Source organism: Streptomyces sp. NPDC021100, from assembly GCF_044333095.1.
Taxonomy (GTDB): domain Bacteria; phylum Actinomycetota; class Actinomycetes; order Streptomycetales; family Streptomycetaceae; genus Streptomyces.
Genome location: NZ_JBIRQH010000012.1, coordinates 25,055 through 40,599 on the forward strand (window position 1 = coordinate 25,055; position 15,545 = coordinate 40,599).

A 15,545-nucleotide genomic window follows, 5' to 3' on the forward strand; every position below is an offset into this window, starting at 1 on the left:
TTGTGGCGCGGCGCACCAGTAGAGCTTTGGCCTGATGCTCGCGTGGTGTGGCCGGGCCGCCGGGGCGCCGGAAATTCGGTTGAACTCGGCGCGCCGGGAGGGCGACGCTGTCACGGATCCCCTTCTCCCCTCCCCCTTCACGTCGTTGGGACGTCATGCGTATTCGCGATCTCCCCTATGCCGACCCCGGAGTGCCGGACGTCCGGTCCGGTCTCCGCCTCCTGGCGTGGCTGAGCCGCCGCCAGTTGGGCGGGCAGTCGGCGGCCCTGGGGTGGGGGGTGCTGCACATGGCCGCCGTGGCCCTGTTCCCGTTACCCCTGGGCATGGCGGTGCAGGCCGTGGTCGACCGCTCGGGGACCCGGCTGGCGCCGGCGGGCGGCCTGATGCTGCTGCTGGGCGCGCTCACGGCGCTCGGTGACACGATGCTCCACCGGGCGTCCGTCACCAACTGGATCACCGCGGCGGCCCGTTTGCAGCAGCTGCTGGCCCGGAAGGCGGCCGAGTTGGGCTCCACTCTGACGCGGCGCGTCGCCGCCGGTGAGATCGTCACGGTCTCGACGGCGGACGTGGAGCACATCGGCTGGTTCGTGGAGACCGAGTCGCGGTTCCTCTCGGCGGCGGTCACCACGCTCGCCGTCTGCGCGGGCCTGGTGCTCTACCAGCCGGTCCTCGGCACGGTGGTGGCGGTCGGGGTACCGCTGCTGGTGCTAGCCGTCCTGCCGTTGCTGCCACCGGCGACGCGCCGGGCCGACGAGCAGCGGGAGTTGGCGGGCCATGCCACCGAGCTGGCGTCGGACACCGTCGCGGGGCTGCGGGTGCTGCGCGGCATCGGCGGCGAGGAGCTGTTCCTCACCCGGTACCGCCGGGCGTCGCAGGAGGTGCGGGAGGCCGCCGTGCGCAGCGCGCGGATGTGGGCGCTGATCGCGGCGGTTCAGGTGTTGCTGCCGGGGCTGTTGATGATCGCGGTGGTGTGGATCGGGGTGGGGCTGGTCCGCGACGGCCGGGTCGGCGTGGGCGAGTTGGTGACCGTCTACGGCGTGGTCACGTTCCTCCTCTTTCCGCTGCGGCAGTTCGAGGAGGCGGCCATGGCCTACTCCTTCTCGCGGCCCTCGGCCGAGCGGGCCGCCCGGCTGCTGGCGCTGCGGCGTACGGCGGAGCCGGCCGGCGCGGACGCCGGACGCGCGCTCGGTGGTGACCTCCACGACCCGGTGACGGGACTGCGCGCCCGGGCCGGGGAGTTGACGGCGGTGGTGTGCGGGGACCCGGACGCCGCCGGCCTGCTCGCCGACCGGCTCGGCGGCCACGCTCCCAAGGCGCCGGCGGGGACGCCGTCGGTGCTGCTCGGCGGGGTGGCCCTGGACGAGGTGCCGCTGGCGGCCGCGCGGGAGGCGGTGTTGGTGCAGGACAAGGACCCGGTGCTGCTCTCGGGAACCCTGGCGGAGCTGCTGGACGTACCGTCGTCCGGGCGGGTGTCGCCCGAGGCCGCTCTGGTGGCGGCGTGCTGCGACGACGTCCTGGACTCGTTGGAACGCTCATCAGCCGATCGGTCGGCCGGGGCCATGGCCACCTATATCACCGAGCGGGGACGGTCGTTGTCGGGCGGCCAGCGGCAGCGGCTGGCGCTCGCCCGGTCGCTGGTGACGGATCCGGAGGTGCTGGTGCTGGACGAGCCGACGTCGGCCGTGGACGCGCACACCGAGGCCCGGGTCGGCGAGGGCGTGCGCGCCCTGCGCGAGGGGCGCACGACGGTGGTGTTCACCTCCAGTCCGCTGTTGCTCGACCGCGCGGACCGCGTGGTGATGGTGCGGGACGGACGGGTGGTGGCCACGGGACGGCACGACGAACTCCTGCGCACGGATCGGGCCTACCACGCCGCGGTCGCCCGCGCGGCGGACGGCGGTCCGGGCCCGGACTCCGTACTCACGGAGGCGGGGAGCGCGTCGGCGAACGGACGGATCGGGGACTCGGCATGATCGGTGTGGCACCGCCCTCCTACGACCCGGCGGCGCCGGAGTCGGCGACCACCCTGCCGGTCGGCGGACCGGCGACCGTCCGCCGCTGCGTACGGGAGCTGGCGCGCCGGCACCGGCGGGCACTGGCCCTGCTGGTGGCGGTCAACGCCGTCGCGGTGACGGCCTCGATGGTGGGCCCGTACCTGCTCGGCGGCCTCGTCGAGGACCTGTCACAGGACGCGGCCGTCCGCCTGGGACCGGTGATCTCCCTGTTCGCGGTGGCCCTCGCCGTGCAGACGCTGTTCACCCGCATGACGCGGGTGCGCGGCGCGATGCTCGGCGAGGAGATGCTCGCGGACCTGCGCGAGGACTTCCTCGTCCGCTCGGTACGGCTGCCGCCGGGCGTCCTGGAACGCGCGGGCACCGGCGACCTGCTGTCCCGGATCACCACCGACGTCGACCGCCTGGCGAACGCCATGCGGGAGGCGGTCCCCGAGCTGGCCATCGGGGTCGTGTGGGGCGCGCTGCTGCTGGGCGCGCTGACGGTGACGGCGCCGCCGCTCGCCCTGGCCGTGCTGGTGGCGCTGCCGCTGCTGATCGCCGGCTGCCGCTGGTACTTCCCGCGCGCCCCGCGCGCCTACCGCTCGGAGGCGGCGGGCTACGCCGCGGTCGCCGCTTCCCTGGCCGAGACGGTGGACGCCGGGCGCACGATCGAGGCGCACCGGCTGGGCGCGCGCCGGGTGGCCCTGTCCGACCGCCGGATCCTCGAGTGGACGCGGTGGGAGCGCTACACGCTCTGGCTGCGCACGGTGTTCTACCCCGTGGTCAACATGACGCACGCGCTGGTGATCGGCTCGGTGCTGCTCCTCGGCGGGGTCTTCGTCCTCCAGGGGTGGATCTCCGTCGGCCAGTTGACGACCGGCGCGCTGTTCGCCCAGATGCTGACCGAACCGGTCGGCATCGTGCTGCGCTGGTACGACGAGCTCCAGGTCGCCCAGGTGTCACTGGCCCGGCTGGTGGGCGTCCGCGAGATCGAGCCCGCCGGAGGCGACGAGGCGGTGCGGCCCGAGGGCCGGGCCGTGCGGGCGGACGCCGTCCGCTTCGGCTACGCCCCGGGGAACGACGTGCTGCACGACGTGTCCCTGGACGTGCCGCCCGGTACGCGGGTGGCGCTGGTCGGCCCGTCCGGCGCGGGCAAGTCGACGCTGGGCCGGCTGCTGGCGGGGATCTACGCACCCCGCTCCGGCACCGTGACCCTGGGCGGCGCCGAACTGTCCCGGATGCCGACCGAGCGGGTGCGGCGGCATGTGGCGCTGGTCAACCAGGAGCACCACGTCTTCGTCGGCTCGCTGCGCGACAACCTGCTGCTGGCCCGGTCCGGCGCCGGCGACGAGGAGCTGTGGGCGGCGCTGAAGGTGGTGGACGCCGAGGAGTGGGCGCGGGCGCTGGAGAGCGGGCTGGACACCGAGGTGGGTTCCGGCGGGCTCGCCCTCACCCCGGCCCAGGCCCAGCAGATCGCGCTGGCGCGGCTGGTGCTGGCCGACCCGCACACCCTGGTGCTGGACGAGGCGACGTCCTTGCTGGACCCGCGGGCGGCCCGGCGCCTGGAGAGCTCCCTGGCCAGGGTGCTGGACGGCCGGACGGTCGTGGCCATCGCCCACCGGCTGCACACGGCCCACGACGCCGACGTGATCGCGGTCGCGGAGGGCGGCCGGATCAGCGAGCTGGGCAGCCACGAGGAGCTGGTGGCGGCGGACGGGACGTACGCGGCGCTGTGGCGGTCCTGGCAGCGGTAGGCCCGGTTCGGCTCGCGTGGCTCGTCAAGGGGGCGTCGAGCCGGTCATCGCGGAGAGGGCGTGGCGGAGGGTGTCGCCGCCGGGCGGCGCGTCGGACCAGCGGGCGGCGATGTGGCCGTCGGGGCGGACGAGCAGCGCTCCGCGCGGGCCGAGGCGGCAGGCGCCGAGGTGCTCGCACGGGAGGGGCTCGACGCGCAGCGGCCAGGGCGCGGCGGCCCCGGCCTGCCGCTCCCAGCGGGCGGGGTCCGGGGTGAGGACGGTGAACCATGCGCCGAGGGTGTCGAGGGTGGAGCGGTCGGGGGTGAGCCAGAGGTGCGGCAGGCGGTGGCCCGGCTCCGCCGTGGGGACGTAGTCCGTTCCGCTGTCGGGCGGTTCGGATGGGGTGCCGTCGCCGGTGAGGACGGCGGCGGAGCGGTAGACGGCGCCGAGGACGAGGCCGAGTTGCGCGAAGTACTCCTCGGACCAGGGCGGTTCGATCTGTTCCGGTGCCGGGTCGCCGCTTCGGAGCTGCTCCTGGCGGTGCCGCTGCACCTGGTGGAGAAGGCGGGGGTTGGCGACCGTTTGGCGGAGCGTCCGCTGGGCGACGGGCCGGCGTTCCGCCGCGTAGGTGTGCAACAGGCGTGATCCTGCCCAGCCCTGGAGTACCCCCGCCAGTTTCCAGCACAGGTTGTGCGCGTCGGCGACGCCGGTGTTCATGCCCAGGCCGCCGATGATGGGCATCGCGTGCGCGGCGTCCCCGGCCAGCAGGACGCGGCCGTGCCGGAATTCCTCGGCGACGAACGCGTGCATCACCCACTGCTGCACCCGCAGCACCTCGATTTCCGTCTGTACGCCGGGGCCGAGGGCACGGGCGACGATCCCGGCCCAGTCGGCGTGCTCGGGGTCGTCGGGGGTGGGAGCGAACCAGGACCAGCCGCCCTCCGGGTAGAGCGGGAGAAGGGAGCCGTGCGCGGTGAAGTAGACCCCGGCGGGCCGGTCGGCGCTCCAGCGGCCGAGGTCGGCGTCGAAGACGACGGTGGTGATGTCCCCCAGGGCGCCGGGGCCCGTGGTGCCGATGCCCAGCAGGCGCCGGACGGTGGAGTGCGCGCCGTCGGCGGCGAGGACGTGGCGGGCGCGGACGCGAGTCCCGGCACCGCTGTCGCGGTCGACGAGGAGGGCCTCGACGCCGTCGGTGTCCTCGGTCAAGGCGGTCAGCTCCGTCCCGAACCGGACGGGGCCGTCCGCCGCGTCGAGCAGGAGGGGCTCCAGGCGGTCCTGTGAGGTCACCACCCCTCGTACGGGGCTCTCGGGCACCGGCGCGTTGATCCCGGCCATCGCCGCGGACGCGAAGTCCGGGCCGTCCATGGTGTCGCGGAAGCGGATGCGGCCGTACTCCGGCGCGAACGCGGCGGCGGTGATCCCGGCGGCCGTCCCGAGCCCGCGGAAGATCTCCATCGAGCGCACGTTGACCAGCCGGGAGCGCGGGAAGGGCGACAGCGCGCGGTGCTTCTCGACCAGCAGCGCCCGCACGCCCCAGCGTTCCAGGAGGGCCCGGGCGGTGAGCCCGACCGGCCCGCCTCCGACGATCAGCACGTCCGTTTCGGTCCCGGCGTCCGGTACGGGCATGCCGCGGTCCTCCCGCTCGCGTAGGGGCCGACGGGGCGCAGGCCACGGTCGCACCGCCATGAGGCCCATCATCCGCCTCCGGCGGCCGGCCGCAATGTCCGGGCGTCGGCGGTGGACCGTCCGGTGGCCGGCGTTCTCGCGGTGCCGGGCTCCGTCCGGGGTCAGGTGCCTCCCGTCGTCGATACGCGGTCGTCGTCACGGCCGGTCCTCGGGCGGGGCCGGCCTGCCGTCGCCCGGGCGAACAGTTCGTTCACCGAGCCGGTGAAGCGGCGGCCCGACACAAGGCGGCAGCCGATGGTCCAGGCGCCGGGGTCGTCGCCGAGCCGGCGGTCGGCCGCCTCCGTGATGCCCCGGGCCAAGCGCCTCGGCCCCCGTTCGTCGTCCTCCGTGATCACGCACTTCATCGGGTGCCACCGCGCGATCCCGGGCAGCCCCGCCGCGTCCCGCAGCAGGAGGTCGGCGGGGTGCGCGAGGTCGAGGAGGTCGCCGACGCCGACACCGGCCTCGCCCGCGTACGAGAAGGGCACCGCCAGGGAGCGGTCCGGCCGCATCGGCAGGGTGCGCAGCAGGTGCAGGCCCGTGGGGCGGTCCGAGAGGAGCCGGGACCACACGAATTGGTCCGCCCCTCGGGTGGCCACCAGGACGCGCAGGTCCAGCGGGCACTCGGGGTGGGACACGATCTCGGGGGCCCGCTCGCGCAGGAGTGGACCGTCGGCGACCACCGCTTGCCGTACGGCGTCCCAGTCGACCGGGATCCACCGTTCGTCGGGCTCCGGGTCGGCCTCCGCGGCGAAACGCCGGAAGAGGCGGTCGCGGCGGCGCCGGTCGGCGGCCAGGGCCGTGCGCAGCGCCCGTACGCTCCGCTCGCGCAGGGACGTTTCGAAGGCCGGGCGGACCGGGGCGAGGAGCGCCCGGGCGCCCGTGGCCACGACCTGCCCGAGCAGGTCGTACCGGCCGGCGCGGGCCAGCAGCAGCCCGGCCGCCGTCTGCTCCTCGGCGTCCAGGTGGACGCGGTCGCGTCCGTAGCCCGGCTCGGGCCAGTCGGGCAGGAGGGCGCGCAGCCGCAGCAGCGGGTGAGAGGAGAGGAGGAAGTCGCGGGGGAAGGGGGCGTCGGCGAAGGGCCAGGCGGCCTCGCCGTCGCGCCAGGCCGCCAGGAAGGGCGGCAGGTCGGCGCGGGCGAAGAACCCGGCCAGGGAGCCCGGCCGGAAGCCGGTGGTCGCGCGTGCCCACTCCTGGTCGGGGTCCCGTATCAGCCCCTCGAACGACGCGCGGCGCCGCTCGGTCCGCTTCTCGTCCTCGGCCGCCTCCTGGGCGTGCCGGCGTATCGCGCGGTTCTTCTGCCACAGCCCCTCGGGGAGCGGGTCGCGGGGACCGGTGGTCAGGCGCAGCCGGGTGGCGACTTCCTTCAACAGGTCGTAGGAGTCCACGTAGTAGAGCGGGGAGGGGATCGGTGAGGCGGCAGGCATGGGGCCACCGTAGGGGGCGCGTCCGACAGGTCGTCAAGCTTCTCGCGAGGTGCCGGACGACGGCCCGGTGGCCGGTGCGCCCGGGCCTCAGAGCAGGTTCAGCGCGCCGATTCCCCCTATGCCGCCGAGCAGCATGAAGAGCGGCATGAGCACCTTGACCTCCACTCGGCTGCCGGCCCGGAAGCGCATCGACTTCGGCGGTCCGACGGGGTACCAGCGCTTGCGGGCGATGGGGAGCGGCCAGAGGATCGGGCAGCCGGAGACGGTCAGGGCGTCCCCGATGTCGTGCACGAGGGCGCCGAGCACGATGGGCAGGCCGAGCCAGAGGTAGGGGTGGTCGGTGAACAGCCAGTCGGATCCGTTGCCGGGCCGGTCGAGCACCCCGGCCAGGATCCAGGCGCTGGTGGCTCCGAGCAGCCAGACGAGGACGTCGCTGGAGGTCCGGGCCATCCGCCAGAGCAGTCCTTCGACGGCCAGCACCAGGTGGACGAAGAGGATGCCGAGCACGGCCCAGCGGCCGCCCTCCACGGCCAGCAGGGAGGTGCCGGCGCCGATGAGCACCGCCCAGACCGCGGTGTGGGTGAGGGTGCGGTGGCCTCCGTTGCGCCGTGGGTCGCCCTTGCCGCGGGTGGCCTTGTAGACGCTGTGGGAGAGGGCGTCGATGACGCCGCAGAGGGTTCGCGATATCGGGCCGAAGGAGCGCGATATCGTGGCCGACTTGTGATCGAGGTCCGGGGCCAGGGCGGCTCCGGCGCAGATCAGGGCGCCGACGGCGAGCACCGGCCAGGGCATCGGGTGTCCGGCGCCCGCGGCGGCGGCTCCCACCCCCAGCCAGGCCGCGGCCCCGGAGAGCGAGTGCGCCGGTCCCATCATGGTCGTTCCGCCCCTTCACCGCCGGCGCCTTTCCCTTTCTGACGCCGTGTCGGCGACTCAGCGTAATGCCCTGATGATCATCGTTCGACCGGCCGGTTCCCTGATCCGGGCAGGGGGCAGGCAGTATGGGGGTGTGACCCTTATCGATCAGATGCCGAGCCATGCCGACCCCGATGCCCTCTTCGAGGCCTTCTCGACCTGGGCCGAGGAGCGGGGCATCACGCTGTACCCCGCCCAGGAGGAGGCGCTGATCGAGGTGGTCTCCGGGGCGAACGTGATCCTTTCCACACCGACCGGCTCGGGCAAGAGCCTGGTGGCGGCCGGGGCGCACTTCACGGCGCTCGCCAACGACCAGGTGACCTTCTACACCGCGCCGATCAAGGCGCTGGTATCGGAGAAGTTCTTCGACCTCTGCAAGATCTTCGGTACCGAGAACGTCGGCATGCTCACCGGCGACGCCTCGGTGAACGCCGACGCCCCGGTGATCTGCTGTACGGCCGAGGTACTGGCCTCCATCGCCCTGCGCGACGGCAAGGACGCCGACATCGGCCAGGTCGTGATGGACGAGTTCCACTTCTACGCGGAGCCGGACCGCGGCTGGGCGTGGCAGATCCCGCTGCTGGAGCTCCCCCAGGCGCAGTTCGTCCTGATGTCGGCGACGCTGGGCGACGTCTCCCGGTTCGAGGAGGACCTGACCCGCCGCACCGGCCGGCCCACCGCGGTGGTGCGCTCGGCGACCCGGCCCGTCCCTCTGTCGTACGAGTACCGCACGACGCCGCTGACGGAGACGCTCACCGAACTCCTCCAGACCCGGCAGGCGCCGGTCTACATCGTCCACTTCACGCAGGCGGCGGCCGTCGAACGGGCGCAGGCGCTGATGAGCATCAACATGTGCTCGCGCGAGGAGAAGGACGAGATCGCCAAGCTGATCGGCAACTTCCGGTTCACGACCAAGTTCGGCCGGAACCTTTCCCGGTTCGTCAAGCACGGCATCGGAGTGCACCACGCGGGCATGCTGCCGAAGTACCGGCGGCTGGTGGAGCGGCTGGCGCAGGCCGGGCTGCTGAAGGTGATCTGCGGTACGGACACCCTGGGCGTGGGCGTCAACGTGCCCATCCGCACGGTGCTGTTCACCGCCCTGACCAAGTACGACGGGCAGCGGGTGCGCACGCTGCGGGCGCGGGAGTTCCACCAGATCGCGGGCCGCGCCGGGCGGGCCGGCTTCGACACGGCGGGCTTCGTCGTCGCCCAGGCCCCGGACCACGTCATCGAGAACGAGAAGGCGCTGGCGAAGGCGGGCGACGACCCGAAGAAGCGCCGCAAGGTGGTCCGCAAGAAGGCGCCGGAGGGCTTCGTCGGCTGGACCGAGAACACCTTCGAGAAGCTCATCGCCTCCGAGCCCGAGCAGCTCACCTCCCGGTTCCGGGTCACGCACGCGATGCTGCTGGCGGTCATCGCCCGGCCGGGCAACGCCTTCGAGGCGATGCGCCGGCTCCTGGAGGACAACCACGAGCCGCGGCGGAACCAGCTGCGGCACATCCGCCGGGCCATCGCCATCTACCGCTCGCTGCTGGACGGCGGCGTGGTGGAGCGGCTCGACGAGCCCGACGCCGAGGGCCGCATCGTCCGGCTGACGGTGGACCTCCAGTCGGACTTCGCCCTCAACCAGCCGCTGTCCACCTTCGCCCTCGCCTCGTTCGAGCTGCTGGACCCGGAGTCGCCGTCCTACGCGCTCGACATGGTGTCGGTCGTGGAGTCGACGCTGGACGACCCCCGGCAGATCCTCGCCGCGCAGCAGAACAAGGCCCGCGGCGAGGCGGTCGCGGAGATGAAGGCCGACGGCGTCGAGTACGAGGAGCGGATGGAGCGGCTGATGGACATCAGCTACCCCAAGCCGCTGGAGGAGCTGCTGACGCACGCCTACGACGTCTACCGCAAGAGCCACCCGTGGGTGGGCGACCACCCGCTGTCGCCCAAGTCCGTCATCCGCGACATGTACGAACGGGCGATGACCTTCACGGAGTTCACCTCCCACTACGACCTGGCGCGCACCGAGGGGATCGTGCTGCGCTACCTGGCGAGCGCGTACAAGGCGCTGGACCACACCGTGCCGGACGACCTGAAGTCGGACGACTTCGAGGACCTGATCGCCTGGCTGGGCGAGATGGTGCGGCAGGTGGACTCCAGCCTGCTGGACGAGTGGGAGCAGCTCGCGAACCCGGAGGAGGAGACGGCCGAGGAGGCGCAGGACCGCGCCGACCAGGTCAAGCCGGTCACGGCCAACGCCCGTGCCTTCCGGGTGCTGGTCCGCAACGCGCTGTTCCGCCGCGTCGAGCTGGCCGCCCTCGACCGGGTCGGCGAACTCGGCGAGATGGACGCCGAGTCCGGCTGGGACGAGGAGCGCTGGGGCGCCGCGATGGACGCCTACTGGGACGAGTACGAGGAGCTGGGCACGGGCCCGGACGCGCGCGGACCCAAGCTGCTGCGCATCGAGGAGAAGCCGGAGGACGGCCTCTGGCGCGTCCGCCAGACTTTCGCGGACCCGAACGGCGACCACGACTGGGGCATCTCGGCCGAGGTGGACCTCGCGGCGTCGGACGAGGAGGGCCGCGCGGTGATCCGCGTCATGGACGTGGGCCAGCTCTGACGCCCGCCGTTCCCGCCGCCCGGACCCTGCCCCGACACGGGCCGGGCCCGGGCGGCGGTGGCACGCGGGAGGAGGGGGCGGCCGGTCGCGCCGCTCGCGATGATCTTCACTTTGCCTGCCGCAAAGGACACCCACTGTCCTACATCCTTCCTACCGTGGGAATCGCCCAAGGAACAAACGGGATGATTCCCCCATGAAGATCGCTGTCCTCGGTATCAGCGGCGGCGCGCGGGCCCGTATCGCCCGGCTCGCCGGGCTCGGGCACGAGGTGTACGTCGGCACGCGCGACCCGGAGGCGACGCTCGCCCGCACCGAGCCCGACATGATGGGCGCCCCGCCGTTCGGCACCTGGCTCGCCGGCCACCCGGGCGTCGAGCCGCACACCTTCGCCGACGCCGCCGAGCGGGCGCCCGAGCCGGTCGGCAACGGCATCGACGGCCACGACGCGGTCGCCGCCCTGTCCGGGCCGAGGAGCAGCCGGCGGGCGCCCACATGCACTCCGCCATCGGCTTCGCCCTCGGTTTCGGCACCCCCCAGCATCAAGGTCGTCCGCTGATCCGCCCGGACGGAGACCGCCTTCGCGCGCCCGCGTCCTCGGGACACCACCGCGCCGGCCGCCCGGCCCTCCGCCGCCGGGGAAGTCCCGGCACCGTGCGTGACCACCCGGCGGAACGCTCCCGGCGGGCCGACGCTCCGGGCCGTCCGCCCCGCGCGAGGAGCCGGTCGAGAGCCCGCCACACGGAGCGCATGCCACCGGGGGCGGCCGGCTGAGCGGGGACACCGGCGCCGAGCACGTCGCTTCCCGCGCGCGGGACGCGGGTGCCGCTCGGCGGGCGCGGATCCGACGCCGCGCCGCCGGCCCCCGCAGCCGCCCGTTCCCCTTCGACCGGACCCGGTTCACCCGCCGGTGCGGGTGCGGGCGGTGGCACCCGATCGCCCGGGGCGGCACCAACGGTCCCCCGGCCCGCGGACTCCGCGCTCGGGGGCACGCCCGGCGACGGCACGAACAGAAGGGCCCCGCCGCCGACGGCCGTACCCACCCCGTATCCGACGTCCCCCGGCCCGGCGCCCTCCGGCCCGGGCGGCGCTCCGCAGCCCCGGGCCTCGGCGGTCAGGGCCGCCACGCGCGCCTGGTAGTGCGCGACCTCATCGGGCCCGTCGGCGAACACCAGCCCCTCCACCGCCGCGCGTCCGGCGGGCGCCGACGGCCGTGCCGAGGTCAGCGCCGGGCGGTGGGCGCCGAGCCAGGCGCGGGCGACCGGGTCGGGGACGGCGGGAACCAGCCGGTCCGGGGAGAGGACGGCCGCGGCGGCCGCCGCCCGCCGCCAGGGATCCCCGGCCTGGGCCTCCAGCTGTTCCACGCGCAGGCCGCGCCAGCGCATGCCCCGCCGGTCGCCACCGTCGTCCGACGCCGCGCGGAGGTCGGCCGGGAGTCTGCCGGTCAGCAGGGCCGGCCGGCGTTCGGCGAACTCGACGACGTCCGACGCGAGGTACCGCCAGACGACCGCCCCGTAGCGGTTGATCCAGAACCGCACCGGGACGAGGAGGCCGCCCCGGGCCAGCCGGGTGAAGCGCGCCGGGGCGATGCCCGCCAGCTCGGCGCCCTCCGCCGTGCCGACCGTCCGCAACCGCGCCCGGAGGGCGTCGGGGAACCCTTCGGCCGACCGGTGCCGCTCGATGTCCTCCCCGAGGACCCGCCATGGACCCTCCGGCCCGGACGCGACCGTCCGCACCTCGCCGAGCTGCACGGCGAGGTCCAACTCGCCGACCTTCAACCCCAGTTCCCGCGCCGCGCGCCCGAAGGGGACGCCGCTCTCCGCCGCGCTTACGGACGTGTACCGATCCGCCATGACACTTTCCCGCCACTAGTCGATTACTCTCAGTGACGACTGTAGAGGAGGGGTCTGACAACGCCTCAGGCGTCGCTCCCGTCACGTCGGCGCGCTCTCACGGCAAGGCGGCTCGCCCCGTCCCACCAGGCCGGCTCACCCCCGTACCCACCGGGCCCGCCCACCCCGCACCCACCGGGCCGGCTCACTCTCCGTACCCATCGGCCCGGCTCACCCGCACCCACCGGTCCGCAACTCGCTCCCGTCACCCGGGCCGACCGCAGCCCTCCCCCGGGTCGTGCCGTGGATCGCCCGGGCCGGGCCCCCTGCCCGGCCCCTCGGACGCCCCGCCCGCTCCCGCGGCCCGCGCCGCCACCCGGTCGGCCAGCACGGTCATCTCGTAGGCGATGCTCCCGACGTCCGCCGCCCCGCTCCCCAGCACGCACAGGCAGTTCTCGTCCCCGGCGGCCGTCACGAAGAGGACGCCGCCATCGAACTCGATCATCGTCTGCCGCACCCGGCCCGCCCGGAACTGCCGCCCGGTGCCCTGGGCCAGGCTGTGCAGCCCCGAGGCGACCGCGGCCAGATGCTCGGCGTCCTCCCTGGTCAGCCCTTCGCTGGCACCCGTCACCAGACCGTCGTTGGACAGCACCAGGGCATGCCGTATGCCCTCGGCCCGCCGCGTCAGGTCGTCGAGTATCGCTTCGAACCCCTTGCCGAACCCCTCGCCGAGCCCCATGCGCCGCCTCCCGCTCCGCGTTCCCCGGCAGTGTCGTGCAAGCCTCGCTCACCCGTCGGCGGTCGGCAAGCACGCGGTCCCGGGCGGATTTCGGCGGCCGGAGGCCACCTATGCGCGGTCGGGGCGCCGGTCAGCGGCCCCCGCGAGCACCGCCGACCGTCCGGCGGCCTCCCCGCGTCCGGCCTCCGGAACCCCGGCGACCGCCGCCGCGAAGGCGTCCGGATTGTCGAACATCATCACGTGACCGGCGCCCGGAACGGTCCGCACCACCACACCGGCCCTCTCCAGCCCCTCCCGCCCCGCGAGTTCACCGCTCAACTCACCCTGCAGGTAGACCCGGGGGATCCGCAGACCGGTCAGCATCGCCCGCATCGTCGGCCGCGTGCCGCGGACCAGCCAGGTGGCGCTGCGGTGCAGCGCCGTCGGATCGGCCAGGCGCATCGTCGCCGCCCACGCGCTCCCCACCCGGTCCAGCGTCTCCTCGAAACCGCCGCCCCGCACGAACGTTTCCTCGGTGTAGCGCGCGATGCCGCTGCTCCCGGCGGTCGCGGGCGGGTCCGGGTCGAGGTTGGCCTCGGCGAGGACGAGGCGCGAGACCAGGCCGGGCCGGCGGTGGGCGAGGACGACGGCGACCGCTCCGCCCATGCTGTGCGCGACGAGTTCGGCACCGCCGGCCCCCACCACGTCCAGGACGGCACCAAGCGCGTCGGCGTGCTCCTCCAGGGTGTAGCCGAAGTCGGCGGGCCGGTCGCTCGTCCCGTGGCCGGGCAGGTCGACGAAGAGGGAGCGCCGGCCGCCGAGGGCCGGGTGCGCGGCGATGTGGGCGTGGTACGCGGCGGAGGCGGCGCCGAGCCCGTGGACGTACACCAGCGGCGCGCCGTCCCCCCGCGCCTCGGTCCACCGGATCCGCGCCCCGCCGGAGGTGAACTCCGTCTCCCGCATCGCCATGCCCCGCTCATCTCCCCTTGTCGTCGTCCCATGGCCACCGTCCGGCGGTGACGGCCAAGAGAATAGATCGATTCGACATATCTCGCATCCGTCTTACGCCTCCGCCGACGGGCGCACGGGGCGACGGTGAACGCTCGCCCGGCGCCCCAGCGGATCCCCCTCCCCTGCCCACGGGTTCAACACCCCGTGAACCGGGCACACTTGCACAACCGCAGGAAGAGCCGCTCATGGGGGCAGGTGATCCGCGTGCTCGAAAGGTTTCGCAGGCACTTACGGCCGGCAGGACAGGACGGGGGCGCGCCCCCGCCGCGCCCGCCGGAGCGGCAGCACAATCTGTTCGAGGCCGCGGCCGTCTACGTCGCGGCCTGCGCCGAGAACGATCCCGACCGGAGCGCCGAGGCAGCGCGCTGGGTCTCCCCCGAGGCGCTCAGCTTCGGAGTGAACGAGCTCGCCTGCCGCGCCCTCGTCGCGCTCGCGCGGGAGCGCGGCACGTCGCCGCAGCACGTGGCGCGGAGCCTGCTCGGCCTCCCGGCCGCCTGATCCCCGACGCCCGGCGGCCACCTCCCCGACGCCCGGCGACCCTCGAACGGCACGGAAGGTTCCGACAGTTCACGACGGCCTTCGGCGATCCCAGCCCGACGCCCCGACGACCCGACGGCCGTACGCCGTCACCCCCACCCCGGCGACCGTTCCCCGGAGCGTCACCGGGAAGACGTGTACATGCCACAGACCCGCCCTACGCTGCCGACGCACCCCCTTCCCCGCGTCACCACCGCGGCGCTCCCCACCCCCTCACCGGAGGCCCCCGTGCCCCTCCCCCCACGCCCCCGCAGACGTCACCTCGGCGCCCTCGCCGCCGCCCTCGGGCTGGCCGCCGGCTCCCTCGGCCTCTGGTCGTCCACCTCCTCCGCGTCCACCACGGCGGCGGTCCCCACACCGGACCACGTCGTGGTCGTGGTGTTCGAGAACCACGCGTACGACCAGGTCATCGGCTCCTCCTCCGCCCCCTACATCAGCTCCCTGGCGGCGGGCGGCGCCAATCTCACCGCCTCCTACGCCGAGACCCACCCCAGCCAGCCCAACTACTACGCCCTCTTCTCCGGGGACACCCAGGGCGTCACCGACGACAGCTGTGTGGACGTCGGCTTCAGCGACGCGCCCAACCTGGCCACCGAACTGACCGACAAGGACAGAAGCTGGGCCAGTTACAACGAGTCGCTGCCCGCCGAGGGCTCCACCACCTGCTCGAGCGGCCGGTACCGGCAGAAGCACAACCCGTGGTTCGGCTTCGGCAACGTGCCCACCAGCACCGCGCACACCTTCGACGCCTTCCCGAAGGACTACACCCAGCTGCCGACGGTGTCCTTCGTGGTCCCGAACATGTGCAGCGACATGCACGACTGCTCGGTGTCCACCGGTGACACCTGGCTCAAGAAGAACCTCAAGAGCTACGCGGACTGGGCGAAGACCCACAACAGCCTGCTGCTGGTCACGTTCGACGAGGACAACCGGCTGAGCGGCAACCGGATCCCGACCGTCCTCTACGGCCAGCCGGTCAAGGCGGGTTCCACGTCCGCGACCACGTACAACCACTACGACGTGCTGCGCACGATCGAGGACATGTACGGAACCGCGCACGCCGGGAACGCGGCGAGCGGCCAGGACATCACCGGCGTCTGGAACAGCTGAC

At 74.0% G+C, this 15,545-nt stretch carries 12 protein-coding genes; 6 read left to right on the forward strand and 6 right to left on the reverse strand.

Translation table 11 applies throughout. The features are described from left to right. Positions 1-155 precede the first annotated feature (155 nt). Positions 156-1,973 (forward strand): ABC transporter transmembrane domain-containing protein, encoded by a 1,818-nt coding sequence (locus ACH4PU_RS21585; RefSeq protein ID WP_398274266.1) that lies wholly within the window; start codon positions 156-158, stop codon positions 1,971-1,973. After that, positions 1,970-3,748 carry an ABC transporter ATP-binding protein gene (locus tag ACH4PU_RS21590; RefSeq protein WP_398274269.1) on the forward strand — a complete coding sequence of 593 codons (1,779 nt, stop codon included), beginning with the start codon at positions 1,970-1,972 and terminating at the stop codon, positions 3,746-3,748. The genes ACH4PU_RS21585 and ACH4PU_RS21590 overlap by 4 nt, the downstream gene beginning before the upstream one ends. 24 nt (positions 3,749-3,772) lie before the next feature. On the opposite strand, the gene ACH4PU_RS21595 is transcribed toward ACH4PU_RS21590, so the two are convergent. From ACH4PU_RS21595 to ACH4PU_RS21605, 3 genes are all read right to left on the reverse strand, one after another. Beyond that, entirely contained in the window at positions 3,773-5,353 is a 1,581-nt protein-coding gene (locus ACH4PU_RS21595; RefSeq protein ID WP_398274272.1) for an FAD-dependent monooxygenase, read from the reverse strand. A gap of 161 nt (positions 5,354-5,514) precedes the next feature. Then, a complete protein-coding gene (locus ACH4PU_RS21600; RefSeq protein WP_398274275.1) occupies positions 5,515-6,819 on the reverse strand; it encodes a hypothetical protein in 1,305 nt (434 codons plus the stop codon). Between the two features lie 87 nt (positions 6,820-6,906). Further along, positions 6,907-7,692: a metal-dependent hydrolase gene (locus ACH4PU_RS21605; RefSeq protein ID WP_398274278.1), complete on the reverse strand. Its 786-nt coding sequence runs from the start codon at positions 7,690-7,692 to the stop codon at positions 6,907-6,909. Positions 7,693-7,825: 133 nt separating this feature from the next. Here ACH4PU_RS21605 and ACH4PU_RS21610 point away from each other — a divergent pair, with 133 nt between their 5' ends. Next, positions 7,826-10,339 carry a DEAD/DEAH box helicase gene (locus tag ACH4PU_RS21610; RefSeq protein WP_398274281.1) on the forward strand — a complete coding sequence of 838 codons (2,514 nt, stop codon included), beginning with the start codon at positions 7,826-7,828 and terminating at the stop codon, positions 10,337-10,339. A 193-nt stretch (positions 10,340-10,532) separates the two neighbouring features. Then, the gene (locus ACH4PU_RS21615) at positions 10,533-10,895 is read left to right on the forward strand and encodes a hypothetical protein (protein ID WP_398274284.1); all 363 of its coding nucleotides are present in this window, start codon (positions 10,533-10,535) and stop codon (positions 10,893-10,895) included. Here the strand turns inward: ACH4PU_RS21615 and ACH4PU_RS21620 are convergent. From ACH4PU_RS21620 to ACH4PU_RS21630, 3 genes are all read right to left on the reverse strand, one after another. Further along, positions 10,879-12,189, reverse strand: a complete 1,311-nt coding sequence (locus ACH4PU_RS21620) for a DUF6397 family protein (protein ID WP_398274287.1) — start codon at positions 12,187-12,189, stop codon at positions 10,879-10,881. The genes ACH4PU_RS21615 and ACH4PU_RS21620 overlap by 17 nt on opposite strands. 244 nt (positions 12,190-12,433) lie before the next feature. Further along, the gene (locus tag ACH4PU_RS21625) at positions 12,434-12,907 is read right to left on the reverse strand and encodes a roadblock/LC7 domain-containing protein (protein ID WP_398274291.1); all 474 of its coding nucleotides are present in this window, start codon (positions 12,905-12,907) and stop codon (positions 12,434-12,436) included. Positions 12,908-13,015: 108 nt separating this feature from the next. After that, complete coding sequence (locus tag ACH4PU_RS21630) at positions 13,016-13,849, reverse strand: alpha/beta fold hydrolase (protein ID WP_398274702.1); 834 nt, start codon at positions 13,847-13,849, stop codon at positions 13,016-13,018. Positions 13,850-14,092: 243 nt separating this feature from the next. Between ACH4PU_RS21630 and ACH4PU_RS21635 the strand changes: the two genes are divergently transcribed. Beyond that, positions 14,093-14,395 (forward strand): hypothetical protein, encoded by a 303-nt coding sequence (locus tag ACH4PU_RS21635; protein WP_185942933.1) that lies wholly within the window; start codon positions 14,093-14,095, stop codon positions 14,393-14,395. A gap of 267 nt (positions 14,396-14,662) precedes the next feature. After that, on the forward strand, positions 14,663-15,544 hold the full coding sequence (locus ACH4PU_RS21640; protein WP_398274294.1) for an alkaline phosphatase family protein: 882 nt from the start codon (positions 14,663-14,665) through the stop codon (positions 15,542-15,544). The last annotated feature ends 1 nt before the right edge of the window (position 15,545 follow it).

What these genes read in the sequence shown, in the direction of transcription:
- ACH4PU_RS21585 (WP_398274266.1), top strand. Translation starts at nt 156, where the DNA reads ATGCGTATTCGCGATCTCCCCTATGCCGACCCCGGAGTGCCGGACGTC.
- ACH4PU_RS21590 (WP_398274269.1), top strand. Translation starts at nt 1,970, where the DNA reads ATGATCGGTGTGGCACCGCCCTCCTACGACCCGGCGGCGCCGGAGTCG.
- ACH4PU_RS21595 (WP_398274272.1), bottom strand. Translation starts at nt 5,353, where the DNA reads ATGCCCGTACCGGACGCCGGGACCGAAACGGACGTGCTGATCGTCGGA.
- ACH4PU_RS21600 (WP_398274275.1), bottom strand. Translation starts at nt 6,819, where the DNA reads ATGCCTGCCGCCTCACCGATCCCCTCCCCGCTCTACTACGTGGACTCC.
- ACH4PU_RS21605 (WP_398274278.1), bottom strand. Translation starts at nt 7,692, where the DNA reads ATGATGGGACCGGCGCACTCGCTCTCCGGGGCCGCGGCCTGGCTGGGG.
- ACH4PU_RS21615 (WP_398274284.1), top strand. Translation starts at nt 10,533, where the DNA reads ATGAAGATCGCTGTCCTCGGTATCAGCGGCGGCGCGCGGGCCCGTATC.
- ACH4PU_RS21620 (WP_398274287.1), bottom strand. Translation starts at nt 12,189, where the DNA reads ATGGCGGATCGGTACACGTCCGTAAGCGCGGCGGAGAGCGGCGTCCCC.
- ACH4PU_RS21625 (WP_398274291.1), bottom strand. Translation starts at nt 12,907, where the DNA reads ATGGGGCTCGGCGAGGGGTTCGGCAAGGGGTTCGAAGCGATACTCGAC.
- ACH4PU_RS21630 (WP_398274702.1), bottom strand. Translation starts at nt 13,849, where the DNA reads ATGCGGGAGACGGAGTTCACCTCCGGCGGGGCGCGGATCCGGTGGACC.